Source organism: Acetobacter fabarum, from assembly GCF_011516925.1.
Classification (GTDB): Bacteria; Pseudomonadota; Alphaproteobacteria; order Acetobacterales; family Acetobacteraceae; genus Acetobacter; species Acetobacter fabarum.
In genome coordinates this window covers 1-25,741 of the sequence record NZ_WOTG01000005.1, presented here as the reverse complement: position 1 = coordinate 25,741, position 25,741 = coordinate 1, and the positions used below count along the sequence as shown (strand labels likewise).

At 60.9% G+C, this 25,741-nt stretch carries 23 protein-coding genes and 1 other RNA gene; 17 read left to right on the top strand and 7 right to left on the bottom strand.

Features of this window, described 5'->3' with window-relative positions; translation table 11 throughout:
- Positions 1-180 precede the first annotated feature (180 nt).
- A complete protein-coding gene (gene recA, locus GOB83_RS07965; RefSeq protein ID WP_095349508.1) occupies positions 181-1,212 on the top strand; it encodes a recombinase RecA in 1,032 nt (343 codons plus the stop codon).
- Here the strand turns inward: recA and GOB83_RS07960 are convergent, their stop codons facing one another.
- Positions 1,213-1,728, bottom strand: a complete 516-nt coding sequence (locus tag GOB83_RS07960; RefSeq protein WP_165925716.1) for a GNAT family N-acetyltransferase — start codon at positions 1,726-1,728, stop codon at positions 1,213-1,215.
- Positions 1,729-1,792: 64 nt separating this feature from the next.
- On the opposite strand from GOB83_RS07960, the gene GOB83_RS07955 reads away from it, so the two are divergent.
- From GOB83_RS07955 to mdoH, 3 genes are all read left to right on the top strand, one after another.
- The gene (locus GOB83_RS07955) at positions 1,793-2,167 is read left to right on the top strand and encodes a winged helix-turn-helix domain-containing protein (RefSeq protein WP_086646897.1); all 375 of its coding nucleotides are present in this window, start codon (positions 1,793-1,795) and stop codon (positions 2,165-2,167) included.
- A gap of 61 nt (positions 2,168-2,228) precedes the next feature.
- Positions 2,229-3,773: a glucan biosynthesis protein gene (locus GOB83_RS07950; protein ID WP_086646896.1), complete on the top strand. Its 1,545-nt coding sequence runs from the start codon at positions 2,229-2,231 to the stop codon at positions 3,771-3,773.
- Between the two features lie 2 nt (positions 3,774-3,775).
- Entirely contained in the window at positions 3,776-5,926 is a 2,151-nt protein-coding gene (gene mdoH, locus GOB83_RS07945) for a glucans biosynthesis glucosyltransferase MdoH (RefSeq protein ID WP_165925715.1), read from the top strand.
- Between the two features lie 54 nt (positions 5,927-5,980).
- Here the strand turns inward: mdoH and GOB83_RS07940 are convergent, their stop codons facing one another.
- The 3 genes from GOB83_RS07940 to GOB83_RS07930 are packed head-to-tail and all read right to left on the bottom strand — an operon-like array spanning position 5,981 to position 8,899.
- Positions 5,981-7,087, bottom strand: coding sequence for an N-acetylglucosamine-6-phosphate deacetylase (locus tag GOB83_RS07940; protein ID WP_165925714.1), 1,107 nt, complete (start codon positions 7,085-7,087; stop codon positions 5,981-5,983).
- Between the two features lie 3 nt (positions 7,088-7,090).
- Positions 7,091-8,425, bottom strand: a complete 1,335-nt coding sequence (gluP, locus tag GOB83_RS07935) for a glucose/galactose MFS transporter (RefSeq protein WP_165925713.1) — start codon at positions 8,423-8,425, stop codon at positions 7,091-7,093.
- A gap of 48 nt (positions 8,426-8,473) precedes the next feature.
- Positions 8,474-8,899 (bottom strand): hypothetical protein, encoded by a 426-nt coding sequence (locus GOB83_RS07930; RefSeq protein WP_095349512.1) that lies wholly within the window; start codon positions 8,897-8,899, stop codon positions 8,474-8,476.
- 143 nt (positions 8,900-9,042) lie between these two features.
- Here GOB83_RS07930 and ffs point away from each other — a divergent pair.
- The 6 genes from ffs to folB all read left to right on the top strand — a co-directional run bounded on the left by ffs (position 9,043) and on the right by folB (position 13,600).
- Positions 9,043-9,140, top strand: an RNA gene (gene ffs / locus GOB83_RS07925) — signal recognition particle sRNA small type.
- Positions 9,141-9,228: 88 nt separating this feature from the next.
- Positions 9,229-11,274 carry a DNA polymerase III subunit gamma/tau gene (locus GOB83_RS07920; RefSeq protein ID WP_165925712.1) on the top strand — a complete coding sequence of 682 codons (2,046 nt, stop codon included), beginning with the start codon at positions 9,229-9,231 and terminating at the stop codon, positions 11,272-11,274.
- 119 nt (positions 11,275-11,393) lie between these two features.
- The gene (locus GOB83_RS07915; RefSeq protein WP_086646945.1) at positions 11,394-11,717 is read left to right on the top strand and encodes a YbaB/EbfC family nucleoid-associated protein; all 324 of its coding nucleotides are present in this window, start codon (positions 11,394-11,396) and stop codon (positions 11,715-11,717) included.
- 45 nt (positions 11,718-11,762) lie between these two features.
- On the top strand, positions 11,763-12,359 hold the full coding sequence (gene recR / locus GOB83_RS07910) for a recombination mediator RecR (protein WP_086646891.1): 597 nt from the start codon (positions 11,763-11,765) through the stop codon (positions 12,357-12,359).
- 31 nt (positions 12,360-12,390) lie between these two features.
- On the top strand, positions 12,391-13,197 hold the full coding sequence (locus tag GOB83_RS07905; protein ID WP_165925766.1) for an SDR family NAD(P)-dependent oxidoreductase: 807 nt from the start codon (positions 12,391-12,393) through the stop codon (positions 13,195-13,197).
- Positions 13,198-13,201: 4 nt separating this feature from the next.
- A complete protein-coding gene (gene folB, locus GOB83_RS07900; protein ID WP_086646890.1) occupies positions 13,202-13,600 on the top strand; it encodes a dihydroneopterin aldolase in 399 nt (132 codons plus the stop codon).
- 109 nt (positions 13,601-13,709) lie between these two features.
- On the opposite strand, the gene GOB83_RS07895 is transcribed toward folB, so the two are convergent.
- Positions 13,710-14,039 (bottom strand): TIGR02300 family protein, encoded by a 330-nt coding sequence (locus tag GOB83_RS07895; RefSeq protein WP_086646889.1) that lies wholly within the window; start codon positions 14,037-14,039, stop codon positions 13,710-13,712.
- 246 nt (positions 14,040-14,285) lie between these two features.
- Between GOB83_RS07895 and aroA the strand changes: the two genes are divergently transcribed.
- From aroA to rpsA, 3 genes are all read left to right on the top strand, one after another.
- Complete coding sequence (gene aroA / locus GOB83_RS07890) at positions 14,286-15,635, top strand: 3-phosphoshikimate 1-carboxyvinyltransferase (RefSeq protein WP_165925711.1); 1,350 nt, start codon at positions 14,286-14,288, stop codon at positions 15,633-15,635.
- A complete protein-coding gene (gene cmk, locus GOB83_RS07885) occupies positions 15,632-16,285 on the top strand; it encodes a (d)CMP kinase (RefSeq protein WP_165925710.1) in 654 nt (217 codons plus the stop codon). Before aroA ends, cmk begins: the two co-directional genes overlap by 4 nt.
- A gap of 283 nt (positions 16,286-16,568) precedes the next feature.
- On the top strand, positions 16,569-18,281 hold the full coding sequence (gene rpsA, locus GOB83_RS07880) for a 30S ribosomal protein S1 (RefSeq protein WP_086646887.1): 1,713 nt from the start codon (positions 16,569-16,571) through the stop codon (positions 18,279-18,281).
- 105 nt (positions 18,282-18,386) lie between these two features.
- Here the strand turns inward: rpsA and rdgB are convergent, their stop codons facing one another.
- Both rdgB and rph read right to left on the bottom strand, forming a co-directional pair.
- Positions 18,387-18,986: an RdgB/HAM1 family non-canonical purine NTP pyrophosphatase gene (gene rdgB / locus GOB83_RS07875; protein ID WP_086646886.1), complete on the bottom strand. Its 600-nt coding sequence runs from the start codon at positions 18,984-18,986 to the stop codon at positions 18,387-18,389.
- A 2-nt stretch (positions 18,987-18,988) separates the two neighbouring features.
- Positions 18,989-19,717, bottom strand: coding sequence for a ribonuclease PH (gene rph / locus GOB83_RS07870; protein WP_086646885.1), 729 nt, complete (start codon positions 19,715-19,717; stop codon positions 18,989-18,991).
- A gap of 124 nt (positions 19,718-19,841) precedes the next feature.
- On the opposite strand from rph, the gene hrcA reads away from it, so the two are divergent.
- The 4 genes from hrcA to GOB83_RS07850 all read left to right on the top strand — a co-directional run.
- Positions 19,842-20,921: a heat-inducible transcriptional repressor HrcA gene (gene hrcA / locus GOB83_RS07865; RefSeq protein WP_165925709.1), complete on the top strand. Its 1,080-nt coding sequence runs from the start codon at positions 19,842-19,844 to the stop codon at positions 20,919-20,921.
- A 108-nt stretch (positions 20,922-21,029) separates the two neighbouring features.
- Complete coding sequence (locus tag GOB83_RS07860) at positions 21,030-23,747, top strand: penicillin-binding protein 1A (protein ID WP_165925708.1); 2,718 nt, start codon at positions 21,030-21,032, stop codon at positions 23,745-23,747.
- 59 nt (positions 23,748-23,806) lie between these two features.
- Positions 23,807-24,938, top strand: a protein-coding gene (gene prfB, locus GOB83_RS07855) for a peptide chain release factor 2 (RefSeq protein ID WP_098123136.1) whose coding sequence is annotated in 2 segments (ribosomal slippage) — positions 23,807-23,875 and positions 23,877-24,938 — 1,131 coding nt in all. Because the reading frame shifts where the segments join, the coding sequence is not laid out codon by codon here.
- A 302-nt stretch (positions 24,939-25,240) separates the two neighbouring features.
- Positions 25,241-25,741: energy transducer TonB (locus tag GOB83_RS07850; RefSeq protein WP_165925707.1), on the top strand; the 501-nt coding region annotated here is incomplete at its 3' end.

The window sequence follows — 25,741 nt, the reverse complement described above, 5'->3', positions numbered from 1 at the left end:
CAAAACGGGTCCAAATTCTTAACGGGGTTTGTGCCGGGGCCTGAGCCTTCGTGGCGGCGCGTTGCGGAGCAAAAATGTTTGTGGCAGGGGTTTTAAACCTGAACCAACAGGTTTCAGGCTCGGGGTCACGCGGGGGCCCGGTCTGGTTGTTCGGCTCATAAGCTGAGGGAATGGTAGAGAATGGATAAGGCAAAGGCGCTGGAAGGCGCTCTTGGGCAGATTGAACGGGCTTTTGGCAAAGGGTCCGTCATGCGGCTGGGCCAGCGGCCCAAGGAACAGTCGGATGTCATCTCCACCGGCTCGCTCGGGCTGGATATTGCTCTGGGCATTGGTGGTCTGCCCCGTGGCCGTGTGGTGGAAATTTACGGGCCGGAAAGCTCGGGTAAAACCACGCTGGCGCTGCACGCCATTGCAGAGGCGCAGAAACGGGGCGGCACCTGCGCATTTATTGATGCCGAACACGCGCTGGACCCCGGCTACGCTAAAAAACTGGGCGTGGATGTTGATAACCTGCTGATCAGCCAGCCTGATGCGGGTGAACAGGCGCTCGAAATTGCTGATACCCTGGTGCGGTCAGGGGCGATTGACGTGCTGGTGGTGGACAGTGTGGCTGCCCTTGTGCCCCGTGCCGAACTTGAAGGCGATATGGGCGACAGCCATGTGGGCCTGCATGCCCGCCTGATGAGCCAGGCCTTGCGTAAGCTGACCGGCACAGTCGCACGTTCCAATACGCTGATGATCTTTTTGAACCAGATCCGCCTTAAAATCGGTGTGATGTTCGGCAACCCCGAAACCACAACGGGCGGGAATGCGCTCAAGTTCTATTCTTCTGTCCGTCTGGATATCCGCCGCATCGGCTCGATCAAGGACAAGGACGAGGTCACGGGCAACCAGACGCGCGTCAAGGTCGTCAAAAACAAGATGGCCCCGCCCTTCCGTCAGGTCGAGTTTGACATCATGTACGGTGAAGGCATCAGCAAGGTGGGGGAACTCATCGACCTTGGTGTGAAGGCCGGCGTGGTAGAAAAATCTGGCGCATGGTTCTCCTACGACAGCCAGCGTATTGGTCAGGGGCGTGAGAACGCTAAGCAGTTCCTGCGTGATCACCCGGAAATGGCGGCGGATATTGAGCGCAAGGTGCGTGAACATGCAGGCGTTGTGGCTGAAGCCATGATGGTCGCCCCCGAGCATGATGCCGAGGGCGAAGACTAACTACCCGATACGGCGGGAGAGCAGGCAGGCCTGTGGGTCGTATGATGCCAGAATGGCCTGTTCTTCCGCACTGATCACATCTGGCACAAACCCCTGCCGCGCCCAGAACTGAAGGGCATGGCAGGTGGATGTCAGGGTCAGTGTGTTCAGGCCCGCTGTGCGCGCGGCCTCTTCGGCCCGGGCAATGGCCATTTGTGCATAGCCCCTGCCGCGCCCGGCCGGGGCTATGGCCACATCATGAATATACCAGCGGTCCGCCGGAGCGGGCAGGGCACCGAGCAGGGTGTTCAATGGGGGGGAAAGCAGCCCCCGCCACGGGTGGCTGATCAGGTAGCCCGCTAACATTCCGTCCAGCATCAGGCTCAGGCAGCCTGTGGGGGCAAGGCGCAGGCGTTCGGCAAAAATATCTGTATCTTCGGGGTAGTCAGGGTGCACACTGCCAGCCAGTGCTGTAACGTGGGCAAGATCATCTGGCGTCATCAAACGCCAGATGGTATCTGCGCGCGAAGTGTTCATACCAAGGTTCCGCTCTTTATGCGTGGTGTTGCACGGAGCTACTTATGACTGAAAAGCAGAGATCATGACAGGCCGACTGAGACTGACATTGCGGGTTGATGCCGATGGACGTGCCGCTCTGGGGCATGGCAAGGTTCGCCTGCTGGAGCAGTTGGCCGAAACTGGCTCTATTTCTGCGGCAGGGCGTGCCATGGGTATGTCTTACCGGCGTACGTGGCTTTTGGTGGATAACCTGAACCAGCTTTTTGTGGAGCCGCTGGTCATGACCCGGCCTGGCGGGGGTGGTGGCGCATTCCTGACCGAGACAGGCAAAACCGTTCTGGCACTTTATCGCCAGATCGAGCGTGACGCGGCACAGGCGGCCCGTTCTGGTATCAGCCAGATGGAAGCCCTGCTGGCACCTGCGGCCGAATGCCTCCAAAAAACCTTATCTGAGTGACAAAATGCATGGCGTAGGTACAATCGCGCCAGAGAGTTATTGGTCATAGCGGGAGATTAAAGTGTCATCAAACGTACAGCGACGCGGGGTCATTCGGGCCGGGGCGGGCGTGACTTTGGCATCGCTCGTTGGCGGAGTCGCCCGTAAGGCACGGGCGGAGGGGCTGAGTGGCGCCACCGGCAAGTTTGATGATAGCACCGTAATCCAGATTGCCCGCAGGCTGGCCAATGCGGAGTATCATCCGCCGGGGCAGAGCCTGCCCAAAGCGTTGGATAATCTGACGTTTGACCAGTATCGGGGCATTGCCTACCGGCCCGACCGCGCCTTGTGGGCAGGGGACAACCTTGCGTTTGACGTGGAGTTCTTCCCCCGCGGTTTTCTCTACCGTCCCCGCATAGAAATTTATGAGGTCCGGGACGGGCAGGCTGGCACTGTGCCCTACTCCCCCGACCTGTTCACTTATTCCGACCCCGCCTTGCGGGTTACGGATGATCTGGGTTTTGCCGGTGTCCGCCTGCGTACCGCCATTAACACCCCCGGTGTTATGGAGGAGTTCTGCGTATTTCTGGGGGCGTCCTACTTCCGGGCTGTGGCCAAGGGGCAGGATTATGGGCTTTCCGCCCGTGGATTCGCCAATGGTACGGGGGATCCAAAAGGGGAAGAATTCGCACTGTTCCGGGCATTCTGGCTGGAAAAACCGCAGCCGGGCGTACAGTCCATTGTTGTGCATGCCCTGCTGGACAGCCCGACGGTAACAGGGGCCTTCCGCTTTACCATCCGCCCGGGCGACAACACTGTGTTTGACGTGCAGACAACCCTGTTCCCGCGCGCCAAGATCGAGCAGTCCGGTATCGCTCCCCTGACCGGCATGTTCTATTTTGATGTTAACGACCATAACCACGTCGATGACTGGCGCCCCGCAGCGCATGACAGCGAAGCCCTGCAAATGTGGACCGGTGCGGACCAGCAGCTTTACCGCCCGCTGCGCAATCCGCTGGATCTCCAGTTTTCGACGTTCTCGGATGTGTCCCCCCGTGGGTTCGGGCTGATGCAGCGCCGGCGCGCCTTCCATGATTACGAAGACCTTGCCCTGCATTACGAAAAACGCCCTTCCCTGTGGATCGAACCGATCGGGGACTGGGGTGCTGGCTGGGTTGATCTGGTGGAAATCCCCACCCCCAACGAAGTGAACGATAACATCGTCTCCTTCTGGCGGCCCAAGGAACCCTTGCGCGCGGGGCAGGAATACCACTTTACCTACCGCATGTACTGGGGGTGGGATGCGCCCTTCCCCACACCGCTGGCCCGTATAGGCGCGACCCGCGTGGGTTCGGTGGTGGATAATAATGATGCCCGTTTCTTTGCCATAGACTTTATGGGCACTCCCTTTGAGCATCTGCCAAAGGACACGCATTTCCATGTCACGCCCAAAACATCGGCGGGCACAATCCAGAATGTGGTTGTCGAGCCTAATCCGGCTATTAACGGAATCCGTACTACGTTTGAGTTTATTCCGGGGGATGCCAAGGTCGCTGACCTGAGTGCGGTGCTGGAAACGGATTCTGGCCCCATTTCCGAACAGTGGCTGTACCGGTGGACGCCCTGATTATGCCGGATATGAATACGGGCGCCTCTGAACGACCTTTTGAAGCCCTGCCCCCCGAAGCACGGCTGGATATGCCGGTCCAGAATCTGCAAAAACCCGCCAGTATGGAAGGGCGCGGGCGCACGCCTGCCACATCGCCTTCCAGCATTGTGCTGCGCCGCCTATCGGTTATCGGGTCCGCGCTCGCACTTACGGCGTATGGGGCATGGCGCACGCACATGGTTATGGACGAGGCGGGTGTGTCTGCCCTCGGCGTTATCATGCTGGTGCTGTTCATTGCCTTGTTTATGTGGATTGCCCTTGCGTTCACCTCTTCGGTGGCCGGGTTCTGCTCGCTGGTAACGCATGGCGGCCTTGGGCTTGGCATCCGCCGCACAGGCCCCCTGCCCCGGCTGACCCGCAGAACCGCCCTGCTGCTGCCCACCTATAACGAACCACCTCATCGCGTTATGGCCGGGCTGCGGGCCATTTACAGCAGTCTGGAGGAAACGGGGCAGCTTGGCAGTTTTGACCTGTTTATCCTCTCCGACACGACCAACCCGGATGTATGGGTCAAGGAAGAAGCCGCTTTTCTGGCCCTGCGGGAGCAGGTTGGCGGGCATGAGCGTATTTTTTACCGCCGCAGGCACAACAATGTAGAGCGCAAGGCGGGCAATGTGGGGGAATGGGTGCGCCGCTTTGGGGCAGCATACGACCACATGGTTACGCTGGATGCGGATTCCGTCATGTCCGGCCAAACGCTGGTGCGTATGGCGGATGCCATGGAACGCAACCCCGGTGTGGGGCTGATCCAGACACTCCCTGTTATTGTGGGGGGCACCACCCTGTTCGCCCGGTTGCAGCAGTTTGCGGGGCGTGTGTATGGCCCCATTATTGCGTATGGCATTGCCTGGTGGCATGGCTCGGAAGGCAATTACTGGGGGCACAACGCCATTATTCGTACCCGCGCCTTTGCCAGTCAGGCGGGGTTGCCCCATGTGCCCGGCAAGCCGCCTTTTGGCGGGCATATTCTTAGCCATGACTTTGTGGAAGCCGCGTTAATGCGCCGTGGTGGCTGGGCCATTCACATGATCCCCGCACTGGATGGATCGTATGAGGAAAGCCCGCCCTCGCTGACCGATGTTGCCATCCGTGACCGGCGCTGGTGTCAGGGTAACCTGCAACACGTCAAGGTGCTGCCCACCAAGGGGCTGCACTGGGTCAGTCGCATGCACATGGTTGTGGGCATTGGCGCGTATGTGACCTCCCCCCTGTGGCTGGTGTTCCTGCTGACCGGGATTTTAATTTCGCTTCAGGCGCATTTTCAGCGTCCTGAATATTTTGGGGATACCAAGCTCCTGTACCCGCATTGGCCCCATGTGGACCCGGTGCAGGCCAAATACGTGTTTATTGGCACAATGGTTGTGCTGCTTGCCCCCAAGCTGCTGGCCTATATTGCCCTGCTGCTGGACCCCGAGGCACGGCGCGGCAGTGGTGGGCCGGTCCGTGCGGCTGTGTCCGTGCTGGTGGAAACGCTGATCGGCGGCCTGATCGCACCCATTGCCATGCTTATCCAGACATCGGGCGTTATCTCGATCCTGAGCGGGCATGATTCCGGCTGGAATACCCAGCGGCGTGATGATGGTGGTATTCCCTTCATGGAAGTGGTGCGCCAGTACGCGCGCTTTACCCTGTTTGGGCTGGTGCTGGGGGCTGGGGCTTGGGTTGTTTCTCCCTCCCTGTTTTTCTGGATGACGCCGGTTCTGCTTGGGCTGGTGTTTTCCATTCCTCTGGTTGCCTTTACCAGCAGCCGGAATGTGGGGCTTGGGTTCAGGCGGGCAGGGCTTTTGCTGGTGCCCGAAGAAACACAGACCCCCGATGTCCTGCAAAAGCTTGAGCATGAGGAGGCGCAGGACCAAACCCCAACCCTGCCCGATGACGCCCTGCGCGCCCTGCGGGCTGATCCCGCATTGTGTCAGGCGCATATTGCCATGCTGCCAGCCGAGCGCCGTGTGGGGGACCCTATTAACGCTGATCAGCTTGTCGGTCTGGTCAAGCTGGCGGAAGCGCCCTCCCTGCCGGATGCGGAACGCCGCCTGACGGTTAAGGAAAAAGCCGCCGTTCTGGGTAGCCGCAAAGGTGTGGACCTGATTTTGCACCTCCCCGAGTCGTAACAAAACGGCGCGGGGTGGTGGCCCTGTTATGGGGTCGATGGGTGTGCGGCCTGCTCAGGCAATGCGCTGGCCAGCCACCCAGACTTCCTGCACGGTGAGTGCCTTATCCATCACAACAAAATCGGCGCGTTTGCCTGCGTGCAGGGTGCCCCGGTCATGCAGGCCCAGATACTGGGCCGGGTTGCGTGTGAGCAGCACGGCGGCCTGATGCAACGGCAGGCCCGCCTGCACCGCGTTGCGCAATGCGGTATCCAGAGTCAACACACTTCCGGCCAGATTGCCGCCGGGCAGGCGGACCGCGCCGTGCTCCACCATAACCTGCTGCCCCCCCAAAAGGCTTGGACCATCGGGTAGCCCGGCGGCCCGCATGGCGTCTGTTACAAACAGCAGGCGTTCGGGCATAACGCGCTGGGCCAGCCGGAAGGTGGCGGGGTGGACGTGGTGCGTATCAAAAATCAGTTCGGCGTAGGCATCGCTGCACATCAGGGCCGTCGCGGGGCCGGGCTTGCGGCTTTCTATCCCAGCCATGGCGTTAAACAGGTGGGTGGCGCCTGTTACGCCCCCTGCGGAGCAGATGCGGCATATGGCCTGCTCGGTTTCTTCATACCCGGCAAGGGTGTGCCCAAGGCTGACCCGCACACCAGCCTGCGCAAAAAGCTGCATGGCTTCCTGCGCATGGGGGAGTTCAGGGGCAAGGGTTACAACGCGCACGCAGTCAAACGCCAGAACTTCCGCCACGCGTTCGGGGGTTGGCGCCAAGGCATGGGGAGGCTGCGCACCCAGCTTGTGCGGGCTTACAAACGGGCCTTCCAAGTGTGCACCATGTATGTTTGGGCCGTCTGGCATGGTGGTGCCGCAAACTTCGGCAATGGCGGCAAGTGCGCCAAGCACGTCTGCCCAAGGGCTAGTAATGGTGGTGGGCAGTATGGTGGTGGTGCCATGGCGGGCATGGAAGCGGGCAAGTGTGTGAATGGCCTGTACGCCGTCCATGGTATCCGCTCCATTGCCGCCATGCACATGGCCATCAATAAAGCCGGGTAAAATATAACGGTCGGGAATGGCGGCGTTATCTGGCGTTACGGCCTGTATCTGCTCCGCAAAGGTTACATGGCCTGGAACAATGCGTTCGGGCAGAACAAGATGCCCTCTGAGTTCGGTCATGCTTCAGATTTCCTTCACCATAGGCGGGGTTTTGCGTAAATCCCTGTTCATGAAGTGGAGCGCGTACAGGGTGATGAGAGCGTAGGATAAAAGGGCGAGGCATGTGAATGCTGCCTGAAAACCCATGACGGGTTTTAAAAGAACAAAAAGCTGGGGCACAACCCCACCCCCGCAATATGCCATGACCAGAAAAGCCGAAACCTGCGCCGTATGTTGACCGGAACCTTTAAGGGCCAATGGAAACAGGGATGGAAATATCATGGAGTTTGCAAAACCTAGCAGGGTAACGCAGGCAACGGACATGTAGCCGTGCGTAACCCATGCTCCCACGCTGAGCAGCCCCCCACACAGGCAGGAGAGGGGAAGATAGCGTTCCTGTGTGATCAGGCGGGGGGACAGGACAAGCCCCGCCACATACCCGCAGAGCATGAAAAAAAGAGTAAGGGATGTAAAAAACTTTGTCTGATCAAGGGATATGCCAAAACCCTGAGCATAGGTTCCCACGGCATCACCGGAAAGTACTTCTACTCCTACATAAAAAAACATCGCCCCGGCACCCAGCGGGGTTCGGGTATTGAGGGAGGAGAGAAGTATTTTTATAAAACTTGTTTTTGAAGAACTATTTTTGCAAATATCTGTACGAATTTCCGGTAGGGATGACCGCAAAACCCACAGGGCAGTCAGGGCCAGAAAAAACGCCATGCCCATATAGGGCCAGTAAACACTATTCAGAAAATCCTGTTGTACAGACAGGCGTTGAACCGGGTCGGTCAGGGCGGGCAGGGTCGCGGATATGTCGGCCATGTGACGCATGGCCAGTGTGGCCAGCGCAACGGGGGCCACAATGCCCCCCAGTTTGTTGCAGATACCCATAATGGCAATACGCTGTGCACTGCGGTTTTCAGGGCCGAGAAAGCTGACATATGGGTTAATGGCCACCTGCAGCAGGGCCAGCCCCATGCCCAGTACCAAAAAGCCCCCCAGCGCACCGGGGTAGGAGCGCGCATGCAGGCACTGGCCAGTCAGCCCCATGCCGCCCGCCATGACCAGCAGGGCATAAACCAGCCCGTTTTTAAAACCGGTGCGTGTGACACTCAGGCTCGCGGGGATGGAAAAGACAAAATAGGAAAAGTAAAAAACAAGCGGCACCATAAATGCTGCCAGATCATTCAGGGTAAAGGCGACCCGCACAAAAGAGATCAGCGGGCCATTCAGCCATGTGACAAACCCGATGATGAAAAACAGCGCCGCGCTAAGCACCAGTGGCCGCCACCCATAAGGCCCAGCCGGGCAGGGTATGCGTGCGGCGGCTGTGGGCTGGGTGGGCGGCTGTGGCATGTCCGGCTATGGCCCGCTGTAGGGTTTTCAGGGTTTGGGGTGTGGGGCCTAGTCGGCTGCCTGTGCATCCTTGGACGGCAGGCTGTCTATTTTTTCGCAGGCCTGACGCAGCTCGGTGGAGGGGTTATGCGTCTCGCACAGTTTTTCCACATCGGCGGCGCAGGCCTCGATCGAATTTTCAAAGTCGGATTCAAGCACGTCCTCGGCAACCGTCAGGTCCTGGTTGCGGGTGTTTTCTTCATCCTTTTGCAAAAGATCCTGCGTTTTGTGCAGTTCCTTGAGCGATTCAATACAGGCAGGCCCCGCCGCGTCGGGCTTGAGGTGCAGAACCGCAAGTTCCTTTTGCAACTGGACGTTGTTGACGTTGTTGCGCGGGGCTGTCTCATCATCGGCCATGGCAAGGGAGCCTGCGCTCAGGCCACCGGCCAGAAGAACGGATGCCATAGCGGCATGATACAAACGAAAACCGGACACGAGCACAATTCTCCTGAGTCTGCGACACTGCGCACCAATTACCCTGTTTTCTAGCCTGTCTGTGTCGGATAGGTAAAGAAACAACCCGGAAAAGCTGCCAGCAGGCTTGGCATGGACTTGGATTTGGTGCTAGGTGTGACCTCGGAAAGTCGGCGGTGGACGGACACCTTGCTAAACCGGTCAGGTCCGGAAGGAAGCAGCCATGGTGAGTTTCGTCCGGGTCATTGTTCGGCTTTCCACCCTAATTTTCCGCCCTTGTGGATCAGACCATTCTGCGCCGGTCAAACCGCGCATGCAGGGCGTGACCTTACACAGTCTGCGGGCATGGCATGAGTGATACGACTGACGAGCAGTTCCCTCACGATGAGGGGCTTCCCAGTCCGGAACCGGAAGGCCCCGGCCTGTTTGGTGATGCCGATCCGGCTCCCGCCCCCTCCGCGCCTCCCCCGCCAGCGCCCGATGCCGCAGCCCCTCCCTACAGGGTGCTTGCCCGCAAATACCGTCCCACAACATTTGATGACCTGATCGGCCAGGAGGCCATGGTCCGCACCCTGCGCAATGCGTTTGCGCTGGGGCGTGTGGCCCATGCCTTTATGCTGACCGGGGTGCGCGGGGTGGGCAAAACCACGACCGCACGCATTATTGCCCGTGCCCTTAACTGCACCGGGCCGGATGGCAACGGTGGCCCCACGGCTGACCCGTGTGGTGTATGCCCCAACTGCGTGGCCATTCTGGCTGACCGCCACCCCGACGTACTGGAAATGGACGCCGCCTCCCGCACAGGGGTGGATGATGTGCGCGAGATCATAGAGGCCACGCGCTTCCGCCCCATGCAGGGGCGTATGAAGGTCTTTATCATCGACGAAGTGCATATGCTCTCGCGCAATGCCTTTAACGCCCTGCTCAAAACGCTGGAAGAGCCGCCTGCGCAGGTAACGTTCATTTTTGCCACGACCGAACTGCGCAAGGTGCCGGTCACGGTTCTGTCGCGCTGCCAGCGGTTTGACCTGCGGCGCGTGCCACAGGCCGAACTGGCCGGTCTGTTCGCCCGGATTGCACAAAAGGAACACGTTGCCCTCTCCGATGATGCACAGGCCCTGATCGCCCGTGCGGCAGACGGCTCGGTGCGGGATGGCCTCTCCCTGCTGGATCAGGCCATTGCCCAGGGCAGTGGTGTGACGGATGAAGGCGGGGTTATTGGCGCAGGCATTGTGAGCGACATGCTGGGGCTGGCGGACCGCGAGGTAGTGTTCGACCTGCTCGACGCGGTGCTGACCGGCAAGCCCGACAAAGCCCTTGCCCTGCTGGATGCAGCCTATGCCCGTGGGGCTGACCCCGGCCTTGTGCTGGGGGATATGCTGGAGCTTGTGCATATTGTTTCCCGCCTGCGGGCTGTGCCCGGTCTGGGGGACTCGGCAGATATGCCAGAGGCCGAGCGGGTGCGGGGCACACATATGGCCAGCGCCTTTACCGTGCCCGTGCTCATGCGGGCATGGCAGATGCTGGTCAAGGGTGTGCGGGAGGTGGAAAGTGCACCAGACCGCCGCGCTGCAGCAGATATGGTGTTGATCCGCCTGTGTTACGTGGCCGATCTGCCCTCGCCCGAGGATCTGGTCAAACGCCTGAGCGCTACGCAGGACGATGCCGGGCGTGGCGGAGCATCTGCCCCCCTTTCCGCGCCACAGGTCAGTGGCCCGTCCGGGCTGGCTGGTGCGCCTGTGGGGAGTGCTGGCCCGAACGGGACCGGCGCTTTTGTGGCTCCACAGGGTGATGCAGCAGGTGGGCATGAGCCGCCGCGCCTGCGCATGGTCAGCTCCGGCGGTATGGCCGTGGCCGCGCCCGTACAGGCAGCAGCCCCTGTTGTGCAGCCCGTGGCCCCGGTTGAGCCGGCCCCTCCGCCGGTCCCGCGGACATGGCGGGAGGCCGTGGCGTTGGTCAGGGAGCAGCGCGAGGCAATTCTGCACGGGCAGTTACGGCATGCCGCGCATCTGATTTCTTTTGCTCCCGGGCGGATTGTCCTGCGGTTTGAGCGCGGGGTGCCGAGCGATATTGTGCCGCAGCTCCGCCGCGTGCTGGACCGCGCAACGGGCATAAGCTGGCAGATTGAAGCCGGGCAGGAGGATGGTGAGCCCACGCTGGACGCGCAGGGCGCGGAGGTTATCCAGTTCCGCCGGCGCGAGGCAGAGGCGCACCCGCTGGTCCGGGCTATTCTGAACGCTTTTCCCGATGCGCAGCTGGGTGAGGTGAATGACCACGGGCTGGATGATTACGGCCTCCCCCCGGAGGAGCCGCCCGAACTGCTGTTTGCTCCTCTGGATGCGCAGCCGTTGGATGAAGACGACCGACCATACGACCCCGGAGCCTCGCAGGACTGAAGTGAGCGGGCCGGGCTGGCAAAACAGCACGTTCTGGGCCAGATAGGGAACAGGTGATGCGCCGCAGGGGTGCGCCATAGCCGCACCACGCGGCAGACAGACAAGCTAAGGGGATGACCATGAAGAACCTTGCCTCACTGATGAAGCAGGCTACGCAGATGCAGTCCAAGATGGAAGCCATGCAGAGCACACTGGAAGCCATGAACATTGATGGTTCGGCCGGTGCAGGCATGGTCAGCGTTGTGCTGAGCGGCAAGGGGGACATGCGCTCCATTAAAATCGACCCCAAGCTGGCCGACCCGACCGAAATGGAAATGTTGCAGGATCTGATTGTTGCGGCCTGTGCGGATGCCCGCAAGAAGCTGGACGAAAAAGCAGCCGAGGAAATGCAGAAGGTCACCGGTGGGCTTAACCTGCCCGCAGGCATGAAACTGCCGTTCTGAACCGCAGATACAACCGACCTTGAGTGCGGGGGAAAGCAGGCGGGTATGGGTGGTCAGGAAATAGAGCAGCTTATTCGCCTGCTGGGGCGCCTGCCGGGTTTTGGCCCGCGCTCGGCCCGGCGTGTGGCGCTGTACCTGCTCCGCGAGCCCCATACACGGCTGGCCCCGCTGGCCCGCGCCATGGAACGGGCGGGGGAGGCCATTCGCACCTGCTCTTCCTGCGGGAATCTGGATACATCGGACCCGTGCCACATCTGCACCGACCCGCTGCGTGACAGGGGGCTGGTGTGTGTGGTGGAAACGGTGGGAGACCTGTGGGCACTTGAGCGTGCGGGGGTCCATAGGGGTGTTTATCAGGTTCTGGGGGGTACTCTGTCCCCTCTGGCTGGGGTTGGGCCGGAAGACCTTAACGTATCCGCCCTGATGACCCGCCTGCATGAAGGCACCGTACGCGAGGTGATTCTGGCTCTGGGCGCCACGGTGGAAGGAGCCACCACCATGCACTGGCTGATGGATCAGCTGGAAGCATATGAGGGGCTGACCATCAGCCGTGTGGCGCAGGGCGTACCCATGGGGGGCGCTCTGGATGTGCTGGACGATGGCACTCTGGCCGCGGCTCTGGGTGCTCGTCGCCCTGCCTGACAGAGTGGCGCCAACCATTAAGGGAAGAAGCATACCCGTGGACATGCAGCCGATCAGCCCGGCCATACCACGCCGCGCTCTGGTAACCGGGGGTAGCGAGCGGTTTGGTCAGGCCATTGTGCTTGGTCTTGCGCAGGCTGGGTTTGATGTGGCCATCCATGACCGCACCAACAGGGCCGGGGCGGAGGGCATATTGCATGCCGTGCGCGCGCTAGGCCGCACCGGCTGTGTGCTACAGGCCGACTTCATGCGGGAAGAGCAGGTGCAGGCCCTGTATGGGCAGGCTGCGCAGGCTCTTGGCGGCCCTTTGGGTGTGCTGGTCAACAATACCTCCACCTGTGAGCAGGATGAATGGGACAGTGCCTCACTGGAAAGCTGGATGCTGCACATGAAGCCCAACCTGCGTGCGCCTTTTGTGCTGATTCAGGCTTTTGCCAAGGGGTTGCCCCAAGGGGCACAGGGCATGGTGCTGAATATGCTGGATGAGCATGTGTGGCCGCTATCGCCGCACTTTGTCAGCCATACCGTATCCAAAACCGCGCTGTGGACACTCACACAGACCATGGCGCAGGCCCTTGCCCCCAAAGGGATCAGGGTTAACGCCTTGGGTTCTGCTCCCGGTCCTGCCCTGCCCTGCTCCGGGCCGATGCAGGAACAGCCAGCACGGCAATGCGCGTCTGTGCCCCCTGCCCAGGACGCTTTGCCTGATCAGGCTGCGCGGGCAACCCTTGCCCTTTTGGCCCAGCCCTTTGTGACCGGGCAGATGCTGACCCTGAACAGCGGGCAACACCTGCAATGGTCCCCGGCCCTGTTGGCCGGACATGCCGTGGAAGAATAAAAGAATGGCCGTTTTTGCTCCGTGGGCCGACCAGCCGCCGCTGCGTTGCCTGTTTTTGAAGAACATGGTGCTCGATGCCCATATTGGCGTGTTCCCGCATGAGCAGGGTGTAACCCAGCGTATTCGGGTGTCGGTCCATTATGGGGTGGATGACCGCACGGATCTGGAGGTCGGGCCGGATGACCTGAGCCGCACGGTCTCGTACGAGCGGGTGGTCCAGCTTGTGCACCGTATTGTGCGTGAAGGGCATGTGCGGCTGGTGGAAACACTGGCCGAACGCATAGCCTCCGGCGTGCTGAGCGATGACCGCGTGCGTGTTGTGCGTGTGCGCATAGAAAAACTGGATGTGTTTGCAGAAATAGAAGGTGTTGGCGTGGAAATAGAACGCCGCCCTGCAAGCTGATTTCTGGCCCCGGCCTGCCAGCCGGGGCTGGCGGCATAAAAAAAAGCCCGCTGTATGCCAGCGGGCTTTTTTTGGTCTGATACAAAGATGTTCAGAACCCCCTGAGGGGTCAGGATTCGTGGTCTTCCGAATCCGTGTTGACATCGATGTCTGAGCTGATGTCGTCGTCATCATCATCCAGATCAGCGGTGTCTTCCATCACATCATCGTCGTCCGTATCGTCATCGGTGTCGATATCGATATCTTCATCGGCCTTCTTGATGGGGGCAGCACTCGCTGGAACGGGGGACAGGCTGTCAGAGTTGCGGCGCAGGCGCGGCACCAGAGCAGGCTGTTCCGTTCCGCATTTGGGGCAAATGGCGGGTGCGCGGTTCAGGTCATAAAAACGGGCACCACAGGACACGCAGACGCGTTTGGTGCCGAGATCGGGCTGGGACATCTTGCTACCTGTCAATCCTGAGCAGATATTGGGGCCAACGCCCCGGAACACGAACGAACCCCGAACAGCACCGGAGTGCTGGGACAGGACTCGAACCAGACTGTTAAGGCGATGCCCAATGCCACTGTGTTTCGGGTCGTGTCAAACCCGGAGTTTGCAAAAGGTGGTATTTTCTGCATCCCCACCCCTCTTTTTCTGCCCCTGCCCGGATTGACTTGCAGGCCGTCCCGCCGGAATGAAAAGAGCATGACACACGCATCCTCCCCCTCCGCCCGTCCGCTGCGGGTTACGCGCGCGCAGGCCCCTCTTTCCGGTTCCATCCGTGTGCCGGGTGATAAATCCATCAGCCATCGCGCCCTTATGTTTGCCTCCCTCGCACGGGGGGAAACCCATATTACCGGGCTTTTGGAAGGGGAGGACGTTCTGCGCACTGCGGCGGCCATGCGCGCGCTGGGTGCACAGGTAGCGCAGCACGCACCGGGGGACTGGCGCGTGAGTGGTCTGGGCATTGGCAAGCTGCGTGAGCCTGAGGATGTGCTGGATATGGGCAATTCCGGTACGGCGGCCCGTCTTTTGTCCGGTATTCTGGCCAGCCACGGCATGGTGTCGGTCATGACGGGGGACGCCAGCCTGCGCCGTAGGCCCATGAAGCGCGTTATGGACCCGCTGGCAGGTACGGGGGCCACCTTTATGGCGCGTGAGGGCGGACGCCTGCCCATGGCCATTCATGGTCTGGCGGACCCCAAGCCGCTGGATTACCGCCTGCCCGTGGCCTCTGCGCAGGTCAAATCCGCCGTGCTGCTGGCCGGGCTGAACGCACAGGGGCAGACACGGGTGGAAGAACCCGTAGCCACCCGGGACCATACCGAAAACATGCTCCGCCACTTTGGCGCGCACGTTAAGGTGGAGGAAACCCCACAGGGTGGCCGGGTTATTCTGTTGCAGGGCCGCCCGGACCTTGTTGCGCGCGATGTGGTGGTGCCGGGGGACCCGTCCTCCGCCGCCTTCCCTATTGTTGCGGCCCTGCTGGTGCCGGGGGCGGATATTACAATTTCCACCGTGGGGCTGAACCCCCTGCGCACCGGCCTGTTCATTACCTTGCAGGAAATGGGCGCACAGCTTGAGGTCACCAATATCCGCACCGAAGGGGGCGAGCTGGTGGGGGATTTGCATGTGCGTGCATCCAGCCTCAAAGGCGTGACCGTACCTGCCGACCGTGCTCCGTCCATGATTGATGAATACCCCATTCTGGCTGTGGCGGCGGCGCATGCTTCTGGCGTATCGCGCTTTTGCGGGGTGGAAGAACTGCGCGTGAAGGAAAGCGACCGTCTGGCCGCAACCGTGGCGCTGCTGGAAAACAATGGCGTTAAAACCGCAGTGGAGGGGGATGATCTGGTTGTGTACGGCACCGGCAACGCCATTCCCGGCGGTGGCGTGGTGCAGACCCATATGGACCACCGTCTGGCCATGAGCGCATCCGTGCTGGGGCTGGTGGCCCAGAACCCGGTGGAAATAGATGATACCGCGTTCATAGACACCAGCTTCCCCGGCTATTTGCAGCTCATGAACAGCCTTGGCGCGGGGTTTGCACTATGACGCGCGGCGGACCCGTTATTGCCGTGGATGGTCCCGCGGCGGCCGGCAAGGGCACTCTGGCCCGCAAGCTGGCCGAAGCACTGGGCCTGCCGTATCTGGATACAGGGTTGCTCTACCGTGCAGTCGGGCGGCTGGCCCTTGATGCCGGGCAGGACCCCGCACAACCTGCCGAACGGTTTGCTCAGGCCCTGACGCCAGAGGACATGCAGCGCAAGGACCTGCGCCTGCCAGATGCGGCTCTGGCAGCCAGCAAGGTGGCGGCCCAGCCTGCGGTGCGTGCCGCTCTGGTGGAAACCCAGCGCCGGTTTGCCGCCCGGCAGGGGGCCGTGCTGGACGGGCGGGATATTGGCACGGCCATTTTCCCCGATGCGGATGTCAAACTGTTCATTACCGCATCCCCCGCCACCCGCACGCTCAGGCGCTTTTTGCAAAGTGGGGGGGACCCGGCCGCCCCAGATGCGCAAACGCAGCTTCAGGCCATGGAAGACGCCCTGCGCGCGCGTGACGAAGCTGATGCAAGCCGGGATTCCGCACCCATGCGGGTTGCGGATGACGCATACGTGATTGAGACGGACACGCTGGATGCACAGGCCGTTCTGGCCGAAGCCTTGCGGTTTACGCGGGAACGACTCGTGGCTGCACGGGGCTGAGTGCGGACCCCCGTACAGGGGGCGCAAGCCGTGGTTGCGCATTTTTTGCCCCCCATTTGCGTGATGGATGGCGCTTTAAGTTGACAAACCGGGGTCAGGTGTTCTCTGTGCAAACAGAAATCCGCCCCGATGGCGGGTTTTTCTGGATAACAGTCTGGCCTGACCCAAAAAGCGGGGGGTATTGCTACCCATCCGTTCCGTCGGGCAAGTCGTGCCGCAGTTTGCGGTGCGCAGGAACAGCCTGCACGCATGTTGCTGGCGGGCTCAGGATTTACGGTACCACATGGCTTCAGCCACCACCCAGACCACGGATCACTTCCGTGGCGAAGATTTTGCCGCCCTTCTTGATGAGACCCTTGGCCGCGATTCCGGCTTTGACGGGTCCGTTGTTCGCGGTCGCGTTGTTCGTCTGACCGACGACTACGCCATTGTTGACGTCGGCCTGAAGAGCGAAGGCCGCGTTTCCCTGCGTGAATTCGCACCTCCGGGCGTCAAGCCTGAAGTGCAGCCGGGCGATGTGATCGAACTGTACGTCGAGCGTTACGAAGACCGCGACGGCAGCATCGTTCTCTCCCGCGAAAAAGCACGCCGTGAAGAAGCCTGGACCAGCCTCGAAAAAGCTTTCGAAGCCAACCAGCGCGTTAACGGCACCATCTATGGCCGCGTTAAAGGTGGCTTTACGGTTGATCTGGGCGGCGCCATGGCGTTCCTTCCCGGCAGCCAGGTGGACATCCGCCCCGTGCGTGACGTCGGCCCGCTGATGGGTGTGCCCCAGCCGTTCCAGATTCTGAAGATGGACCGTGCACGTGGCAACATCGTTGTCTCCCGTCGTGCCGTTCTGGAAGAAACGCGTGCTGAACAGCGCAGCGAACTGATCCAGGGCCTGACCGAAGGCATGATCCTTGATGGCGTGGTCAAGAACATCACCGATTACGGTGCGTTCGTTGATCTGGGCGGCGTTGACGGCCTGCTGCATGTGACCGACATCGCATGGAAGCGCATCAACCACCCCTCCGAAGCACTGCAGATCGGCCAGCCGGTACGCGTGCAGGTGATCCGCTTCAACCCCGAAACGCAGCGCATCTCCCTTGGCATGAAGCAGCTTGAAGCTGATCCGTGGGAAAATGTGGCACTTAAGTACCCGCCGGGCGCTCGCTTTACGGGCCGCGTGACCAACATTACCGATTACGGCGCATTCGTTGAGCTGGAACCCGGTGTTGAAGGTCTGGTGCACGTTTCCGAAATGTCCTGGACGAAAAAGAACGTCCACCCCGGCAAAATCGTTGCGACCTCTCAGGAAGTGGACGTGATGGTTCTGGATGTGGACAGCTCCAAGCGCCGCATCTCCCTGGGTCTGAAGCAGGTTCAGCGCAATCCTTGGGAACAGTTCGCCGAAGAACACAAGGTTGGCTCCACCGTGGAAGGCGAAATCCGCAACATTACGGAATTCGGCCTGTTCATCGGCCTGTCCGCAGACATCGACGGCATGGTTCACATGTCCGATCTGTCCTGGGACGAAGCTGGCGAAGAAGCCATGAAGAACTACGAAAAGGGCCAGGTTGTAAAAGCCAAGGTTCTGGACGTGGACGTGGAAAAAGAACGTATCTCCCTGGGCATCAAGCAGCTTCAGGAAGATCCGGCAGCCGATGCGCTGGCCAGCATCCAGAAGGGCACGATCGTTACCTGCATCGTGACCGCTGTGCAGACCAACGGCATTGAAGTGAAGGTTGACGACGTTCTGAGCGGCTTCATCCGTCGTGCGGAACTGGCTCGTGACAAAGCCGAACAGCGCCCCGAACGCTTCGCCGTTGGCGAACGTGTGGACGCCAAGGTTGTGTCCGTTGACCGTGCATCCCGCAAAGTTGCCCTGACCATCAAGGGCCGCGAAGTGGAAGAAGACAAGCAGGCTATCAACGAATACGGCTCCGCAGATAGCGGTGCATCGCTTGGTGATATTCTGGGTGCAGCGATCCGTCGCCGTAACACCGAAGACTGAGCATAAAAAAACCGGGGTGGTTTGCGCCATCCCGGTTTGGCAAAATCATTTGCCATGCAAAAAAATAGCGCCCCACAAGGGCGTTATTTTTTTATGGACTATGCCTTAGTCCAGACAGGCCTTGCGGAAGGCCGCAAATGCGCGGGCACGGTGGCTGATGGCGTTTTTCTGCTCATCCGTCATTTCCGCAAAGCTGCGGGTCTGGTTTTCGGGTTCAAAAATCGGGTCATATCCGTGGCCGTTGGCGCCACGTGGGGGCCAGACAATCTGCCCGTCAATCCGCCCTTCAAAGCTGAATGTGCGCCCATCGGGGAAGGCAAGGCAGAGCACGCAGATAAACCACGCATTGCGTTCGTCCTGCCCGATGCCTTCCTCAATCCGGGCCATGGCGGCGTTAAAGTCCTTGTCCGGGCCAGCCCAGCGGGCGGAGTAAATACCCGGCGCACCCCCCAGAGCACTCACGCACAGGCCCGAATCATCGGCCAGTGCTGGCAGGTTGGCGGCACGGGCGGCTGCCAGCGCCTTGATGGCGGCATTACCGGCAAAGGTTGTGGCGGTTTCCTCCGGTTCGGGCAGGTTCAATTCCCCGGCGGAGAGTACGGTAATGCCAAACTCCGCCATAAGGGCGGAAAATTCGGCCAGCTTGCCTGCGTTATGCGTGGCAAGCACCAGCCTGTCGCCGGATTTAAGGGTGGGGTTGGTCATGTTCAGGGCTGCTCTGCTGTGTTGACGGCAGTCAACTGGGCTTCAAACAGTTCGCCTGCACCTTTGCGGGCAAGGGCGAACAGGGAGTTAAAGGCATCCTCGCTAAAGGGGGCATGTTCGGCCGAGGCCTGAATTTCCACAATACGGTTATCAGCGCTGAGCACAAAGTTGGTGTCGGCCAGTGCGGCGCTGTCTTCCGTGTAGTCAAGGTCCAGCACGGCGCCGGCACTGGTCAGCCCGCAGGATACGGCAGCGACCTGCCCGGTTAGTGGCATGCGTTGCAGCACGCGGTTGGCGACCAGCTTGCCAAGGGCCAGACGGAGGGCCACCCACGCGCCGGTAATGGAGGCACAGCGCGTGCCGCCATCGGCGTTCAGCACATCGCAATCCAGTGTAATGCAGAGTTCGCCAAGGGCCTTAAGGTCCGTAACCGCGCGCAGGGAGCGGCCGATCAGGCGCTGGATTTCCTGCGTGCGGCCTGACTGCTTGCCCCGTGCGGCCTCACGGTTGCCGCGGGCATGGGTGGCGCGGGGCAACATGCCATATTCCGCCGTAACCCACCCGCTACCCTTGCCGCGTAGGAAAGGGGGAACACGGTTTTCCACACTGGCGGTGCACAGGACCTCTGTGCCACCAATGCGGATAAGGGCAGAGCCTTCCGCATGGCGGGAAAAGCCGGTTTCTATAATAATCGGGCGCATCTGCCCGGCCTGTCGGCCTGATGGACGCATGCTGCTGCTCCTGCAAAACAATAACAAAGGGTTGCGCCTGCACATAAAATGCTTTTGGCAGGAGTAAAACCGGCAATAAGCCGTTATAATCGCTTATCAGACCGCCCAAAGGAGCCTGAGAGCCATGAAGCGTGGCCTGTTGCCCGCCCAAGCAATGCTACCTCCCGAACTGGATGGACGCTCCGCCAACATCCTGCGCGAGATTGTGGAAGAATACATGGCCAGTGGCGAACCCGTGGGGTCGCGCACTCTTTCACGCCGGTTGGGGCAGCCGCTTTCCCCCGCAACAATCCGCAATGTCATGGTCTCCCTGACCGAGGCGGGTCTGCTGTTTTCCCCGCATACATCGGCAGGCCGCCTGCCAACGGAAAAAGGGCTGCGTCTGTTTGTGGATGGGCTGCTCCAGTTTGGTGCGCTCTCCGAAGATGAGCAGAAGGTCATCGGCCATTCGCTGGAAGCGCACGGACGCTCCTTGCAGGATACGTTGACCGAGGCATCCTCCCTGCTCGCAGGCATGTCCGATGCGGCGGGGCTGGTTGTGGCCCCCAAGGGTGAGGGCGGGATCAAGCACATAGAGTTCGTGGCGCTGGGTGGTAACCGTGCCCTTGTGGTGCTGGTGGGGGCGGATGGACATGTGGAAAACCGGGTGATCGAAATCCCGGCCGGGACTCCTCCCTCTGCGCTGGTGGAGGCTGCCAATTACCTGAACGCGCGCGCCATGGGGGCATCCCTGCCCGACCTGCGCCACCGCGTAGGGGCGGAAATGAGCGAAAACCGCACGGTGCTGAACAGCCTGACCGCCGAGGTGGTGGAGAGTGGTCTGGCGATCTGGAACACCGAGCGGGGGGAAAGTGGCGGCACGCTGATCGTGCGTGGCCAGTCCCGCCTGCTGGCCGATGTGGACGGGCAGGAGCGTCTTGTTGCCATCCAGACCCTGTTTGACCGGCTGGAAGCGCAGGAGACAATGCTGCGTCTGCTGGAACTGGTTGAAAGTTCGGAAGGGGTGCGCATCTTTATTGGCGCGGAAAGTGGCCTGTTTGGTACCACTGGCATGTCCGTTGTCATGGCTCCGGCCAGAAACGAGGCCAACAGGATTGTCGGGGCCATAGGCGTTATTGGCCCAACGCGCATAAATTACGGGCGTGTTGTGCCCGTGGTGGACTATACAGCGCGCATATTGGGTGAACTGCTGGGTCAGGCGTAAAAGCCGGGTCTGTCAGGGTTTGGAGCACAGGTCGGAATTCCGCCACGATTGTAAAGAGAATGGCAATGGCGAGGAGACGACAGAATATGGGAATGATAAAGGACCGGTATGACACGCACTCCACCTTCTGGTGATCCGGATTCTTCCCCCCCCCATGACCGGGATACAACACGGTCCTTTTTGTTAGGCAGGCCGCGCTTTCGCCAATGGCGTATGCTGCTGGGCACGGCTGCGGCCGTGCTGCTGGTGGGCAGTGCTGGCGGGGCCGTGGTGGTGTGGTCGCAATACCAGAGTATTGTGGCCGACCTGCCAACAGTGGATGGCCTGCGCTCCTATCAGCCGCCGGTCATGAGCCGCCTGTACGCATCGGATGACCAGCTGGTCGCCGAACTGGCGGACGAGCGGCGGGTGTTCGTGCCCTCCAACGCCATTCCCGACCGGGTGAAAAGTGCGTTTATCGCGGCGGAAGACCAGAAGTTCTGGACCCATAAGGGTGTGGACCCCGCCGCGATTATCCGCGCGGGCCTGACCGACCTGACACGTGGACGCGGGCGCAGGCCCATTGGTGCGTCCACCATTACGCAGCAGGTTGCCCGCGTCATGCTGCTAGGGAGCAATGCTGTCTCGTTCAAGCGCAAGGCCAAGGAAGCGTTTCTGGCCATGCGTATCGAGCAGGTTCTGCCCAAAGAAAAAATCCTCGAGATTTACCTGAACGAAATTTATCTGGGTAACGGTGCCTATGGCATTGGTGCCGCTGCCCAGACGTATTTTAACAAACCTCTGGACCAGCTGGATAACGCGGAGGTCGCGTTTCTGGCGGCGCTGCCCAAGTCGCCCACCAATTACAACCCTGCCCGCTTCCCCGATGCAGCGCGGGGCCGCCGCAACTGGGTGCTGGAGCGCATGGCCGATATTGGCGCCATTACGCAGGCCGAGGCCCGTATGGCCGAGGCGGAGCCGCTTGTCAGCATCAGCTATTCCCGCCCCGGCCCCGCTCCCGGCTCCGAATGGTTTGCCGAGGAAGTCCGGCGTGAACTGCTGGAAAAATATGGTCAGGATGTCACCATGCAGGGGGGGCTGGATGTGCATACCAGTCTGGACCTGCCTCTCCAGCGTGCGGCCCAGACCATTTTGCAGCAGGGGCTTATGGCGTATGACCGCCAGCACCGTGGCTGGCACGGCCCTGTTACGCACCTGAATACCCCTGTGCCGCTCACGCAGGACGAGTGGGTGCGCGCCCTGCGCACGGTCAGTGCTCCGGCCGGTATGCTGGACCAGTGGCGTCTGGCCATTGTGCTGGATGGCAACAAGGGGCAGGTCGGCTGGCTGGAAGGCAGCGTGGTCCGCCGCAATGTTGCGCAGGGGGGTGAACCCCATACAGGGCAGATCCAGCCCAAGGATATGGCATGGGTCCGCCGGGCCCGCCCCCTCCGCACGGGTGACATTGTGATGGTCGAACCCCAGAGCGGGCAGTCCGGTGTTGCGCTGATGCAGATACCGGTTGTGGAAGGTGCTATTGTCACCATGAACGCCCGCACGGGGCGTGTTCTTGCTCTGGTGGGGGGGTGGTCTTTTCAGGCCTCGCAGTTTGACCGGGCCACGCAGGCGCTGCGCCAGCCGGGCTCCTCCTTCAAGCCATTTGTCTATCTACAGGCCATGGAGCAGGGTATATCGCCCTCTCAGGAGTTTGATGACTCCCCCGTGTCCTACGGCACATGGCACCCCAATAACTACGAAAAAGACTTCTGGGGCCCCACGTCCCTGCATGACGCGCTGCGTGAATCGCGCAACCTTGTGACCATTCGCCTTGCCGCCCATCTGGGCATGAACACGGTTGCGGATACGGCCATCAAGCTCGGGCTGGTGGATAGCATGCCCCACGTGCTGCCTGCAGCGCTGGGTGCTGTGGAAACCACGGTGCTCAAGGAGGCCGGAGCCTACGCCGCCCTTGCCGCCGGAGGGCGCAGGATTACTCCGACCCTGATTGATGATGTGCAGGACCGTGATGGGCATGTCATCTGGCGGCCTGCAAGCGGGTTGTCTCTGGTTGCGGCGTCTTCCCTGCCTGCCGGGGGGGCTGGCGCAGCCAATGGGGTGGACGCCATACACCCGGATGCACCGCAGGCAAATGCTGGTGGTGCGGGCTCAGGCCAGCCTTCCCCCCAGCCGTCGGTTGTGGTGCTCACGCCGCAGGACCTCCCCGCTTTGCGTGATGACAGGCCCGTGGCGGCATCCGAGCAGAGTGCCTTCCAGATCACGACCATGCTGCAGGACGTTATCCGGCGCGGTACGGGTGTGCGGGCGGGTGAGGGCATAGATACGCCCATCGCAGGCAAAACCGGCACCAGCCAGAACTTTAACGATGCCTGGTTCGCAGGTTACACGCCTGAGCTGGTGACAGTCGTATGGGTCGGGTTTGATACGCCCCAGTCCCTTGGACGGAACGAAACGGGGGGCGCCATTGCCGGCCCGTTGTGGAACAAGGTGATGAAGACGGCCCTCAAGGACCAGCCCAAGCTCGACTTTGCTGCCCCCGATGGCGTGACACTGGTCAGCTACGATACGGGCCGTGGTGTTGCGATAGATGCGTTCAAGGACGGTCAGCTCCCCGGTGTGAGTGCCAACCTGCTGAGCAACGTGGATGCTCAGGAGCTGAGTGCCGCCGATACAGGGGCCGAGAACATGCCGGATTCGGAAAGCGATATGGCGGCCAGCGTCAATGGTTCCGGCCCGTCTGGTGCGGCTGCGGCCAGCCCGGCCGAAGGCAACAGCGCACCCCCTCCCGCACCTTCTGGGGGTGACATTGGCATGGGCGGCCTTTATTGAAGGCCGCAGAGAACGGAATGGGACGATAATTCCCCCAAAGCAGATGGAGAACAGGCCCGATGTCCGCCGAGACAGAAGCCCTTAACGAACAGATCAAGCAGTCGGTCGCACTGCTGAGGAGGCATCTTTAACTGGGATGTCGCTGAAGCCCGCCTTGCGGAACTGAACAACCAGGCCGAAGACCCCGACCTGTGGAATAACCCCGAAGCCGCGCAGAAAATGATGCGCGAGCGTACGCTTCTGGCCAACCAGATCGAGGGTGTGCAGGCGTTGGAAACCAACGTGAACGACACCTCCGAGCTGATCGAAATGGCCGAAGCCGAAGGGGATGCCGATCTGGTGGCCGAGGGGCTGGCCAGCCTGCGCGCCTTGGCGGAAGAAGCCAAACGGCGTGAGATTGAAAGCCTGCTTTCTGGCGAGGCGGATAGCAATGACTGCTATCTGGAAGTCAACGCAGGGGCCGGTGGCACGGAAGCGCAGGATTGGGCCGAAATGATGCTGCGCATGTACACCCGCTGGGCAGAAGCGCATGATTACAAGGTCACGCTGATTGAAAGCTCGGAGGGTGAACAGGCCGGGCTTAAATCCGCAACCATTCTGGTTTCCGGCCCCAATGCCTATGGCTGGCTGAAGACCGAAGCAGGTGTGCACCGGCTTGTGCGCATTTCTCCTTTTGATGCAGCAGCCCGCCGCCAGACGTCCTTTGCATCGGTCTGGGTTTACCCGGTTATTGATGATTCAATTGAAATTGAAATCAATGACGCGGACCTGAAGGTGGACACTTTCCGTGCTTCCGGCGCGGGTGGTCAGCACGTGAACAAGACGGATTCCGCTATCCGTATCACCCATATTCCTACCGGGATTGTGGTTGCGTGCCAGACAGACCGCTCCCAGCACAGGAACCGCGCTACGGCCATGCAGATGCTGCGTGCACGGATGTACGAAGCCGAACTGCAACGGCGTGAGGCGGCAGCGGCTGAAGCTGAAGCCGCCAAGACCGATATTGGCTGGGGGCACCAGATACGGTCGTATGTTCTGGCCCCTTACCAGATGGTCAAGGACCTGCGCACAAGTGTTGAAACCGGCAACCCCGATGCCGTTCTGGATGGGGAGCTGGACGCATTTATGGCGGCAGCACTGGCCATGCGCGTAGGGGCAACCCGCTCGGAGGCAAGTGCCAGCGCGCAGTAGGCCGGGGCTGTTTGGTCCGGTCCGTTACGCGGGATGGTAAAAAAGGCGGGCTCCTTGCAGGGGCCCGCCTTTTTTCGTGTTTATAAAGTACTTAACTTCATAAAGTTCATATGCAAACTTTTCTCATATAACCTGCTTGACATCTGCCGTGCCAGATTGCCCAATCAACCCAATGGATAAAGGTATGTCAGCAGGCGTGCCGGTTCTGAGCCATATGGCCAGATTAAAATTCCTGAGTGTTTTTCGTGGCTGAAAGCGAAACAGAGATGTTTTGTTTGGCGGCTTGAAGAGGGAGGGCCAGAATGAGTAACCCTGAGCAGCAGCCAGGTTCGGCAAAGTATGCCTTTCGGGCAAGTGCTGCTGTTGGTGTGATTGCGTTCCTGCTTGTGCTGATCATGCATGTGCTGGGCATATGGGGACTGATCTACGGGATGGGGAATGGTGACAGCCCGCCCCCGCCGGCCAGACCGCCCATTCAGACGCGCGTTCTGCCGCCGCCACCCCCTCCGCCGCCGCCGCCGCCGCCTCCACCACCCCCGCCGGTGATGACGGTGCCTCCGCCGCCGTTCATTCCGCCGCCAAAGATCGAGGTGCCGCCGCCCCCCAAGCCACCCATGAGGCACGTGGCCCGCACACCGCCCAAGCAGCCTGTGGCTCCGCCAACCCAGACAGCAAAGGCCCCGCCTGCGGATACACCGCCCAATGATTCGCCCGATACAACGGCCGGAACATCGCCGCTGAACAATGTGCGCCCCGTCTATCCGCCAGAAATGGAGGAAGACAACATTGAAGGCCGCGTAACC

What these genes read in the sequence shown, in the direction of transcription:
- recA (WP_095349508.1), top strand. Translation starts at nt 181, where the DNA reads ATGGATAAGGCAAAGGCGCTGGAAGGCGCTCTTGGGCAGATTGAACGG.
- GOB83_RS07960 (WP_165925716.1), bottom strand. Translation starts at nt 1,728, where the DNA reads ATGAACACTTCGCGCGCAGATACCATCTGGCGTTTGATGACGCCAGAT.
- GOB83_RS07955 (WP_086646897.1), top strand. Translation starts at nt 1,793, where the DNA reads ATGACAGGCCGACTGAGACTGACATTGCGGGTTGATGCCGATGGACGT.
- mdoH (WP_165925715.1), top strand. Translation starts at nt 3,776, where the DNA reads ATGCCGGATATGAATACGGGCGCCTCTGAACGACCTTTTGAAGCCCTG.
- GOB83_RS07940 (WP_165925714.1), bottom strand. Translation starts at nt 7,087, where the DNA reads ATGACCGAACTCAGAGGGCATCTTGTTCTGCCCGAACGCATTGTTCCA.
- gluP (WP_165925713.1), bottom strand. Translation starts at nt 8,425, where the DNA reads ATGCCACAGCCGCCCACCCAGCCCACAGCCGCCGCACGCATACCCTGC.
- GOB83_RS07920 (WP_165925712.1), top strand. Translation starts at nt 9,229, where the DNA reads ATGAGTGATACGACTGACGAGCAGTTCCCTCACGATGAGGGGCTTCCC.
- GOB83_RS07915 (WP_086646945.1), top strand. Translation starts at nt 11,394, where the DNA reads ATGAAGAACCTTGCCTCACTGATGAAGCAGGCTACGCAGATGCAGTCC.
- recR (WP_086646891.1), top strand. Translation starts at nt 11,763, where the DNA reads ATGGGTGGTCAGGAAATAGAGCAGCTTATTCGCCTGCTGGGGCGCCTG.
- folB (WP_086646890.1), top strand. Translation starts at nt 13,202, where the DNA reads ATGGCCGTTTTTGCTCCGTGGGCCGACCAGCCGCCGCTGCGTTGCCTG.
- GOB83_RS07895 (WP_086646889.1), bottom strand. Translation starts at nt 14,039, where the DNA reads ATGTCCCAGCCCGATCTCGGCACCAAACGCGTCTGCGTGTCCTGTGGT.
- aroA (WP_165925711.1), top strand. Translation starts at nt 14,286, where the DNA reads ATGACACACGCATCCTCCCCCTCCGCCCGTCCGCTGCGGGTTACGCGC.
- cmk (WP_165925710.1), top strand. Translation starts at nt 15,632, where the DNA reads ATGACGCGCGGCGGACCCGTTATTGCCGTGGATGGTCCCGCGGCGGCC.
- rpsA (WP_086646887.1), top strand. Translation starts at nt 16,569, where the DNA reads ATGGCTTCAGCCACCACCCAGACCACGGATCACTTCCGTGGCGAAGAT.
- rdgB (WP_086646886.1), bottom strand. Translation starts at nt 18,986, where the DNA reads ATGACCAACCCCACCCTTAAATCCGGCGACAGGCTGGTGCTTGCCACG.
- rph (WP_086646885.1), bottom strand. Translation starts at nt 19,717, where the DNA reads ATGCGTCCATCAGGCCGACAGGCCGGGCAGATGCGCCCGATTATTATA.
- hrcA (WP_165925709.1), top strand. Translation starts at nt 19,842, where the DNA reads ATGAAGCGTGGCCTGTTGCCCGCCCAAGCAATGCTACCTCCCGAACTG.
- GOB83_RS07860 (WP_165925708.1), top strand. Translation starts at nt 21,030, where the DNA reads ATGACACGCACTCCACCTTCTGGTGATCCGGATTCTTCCCCCCCCCAT.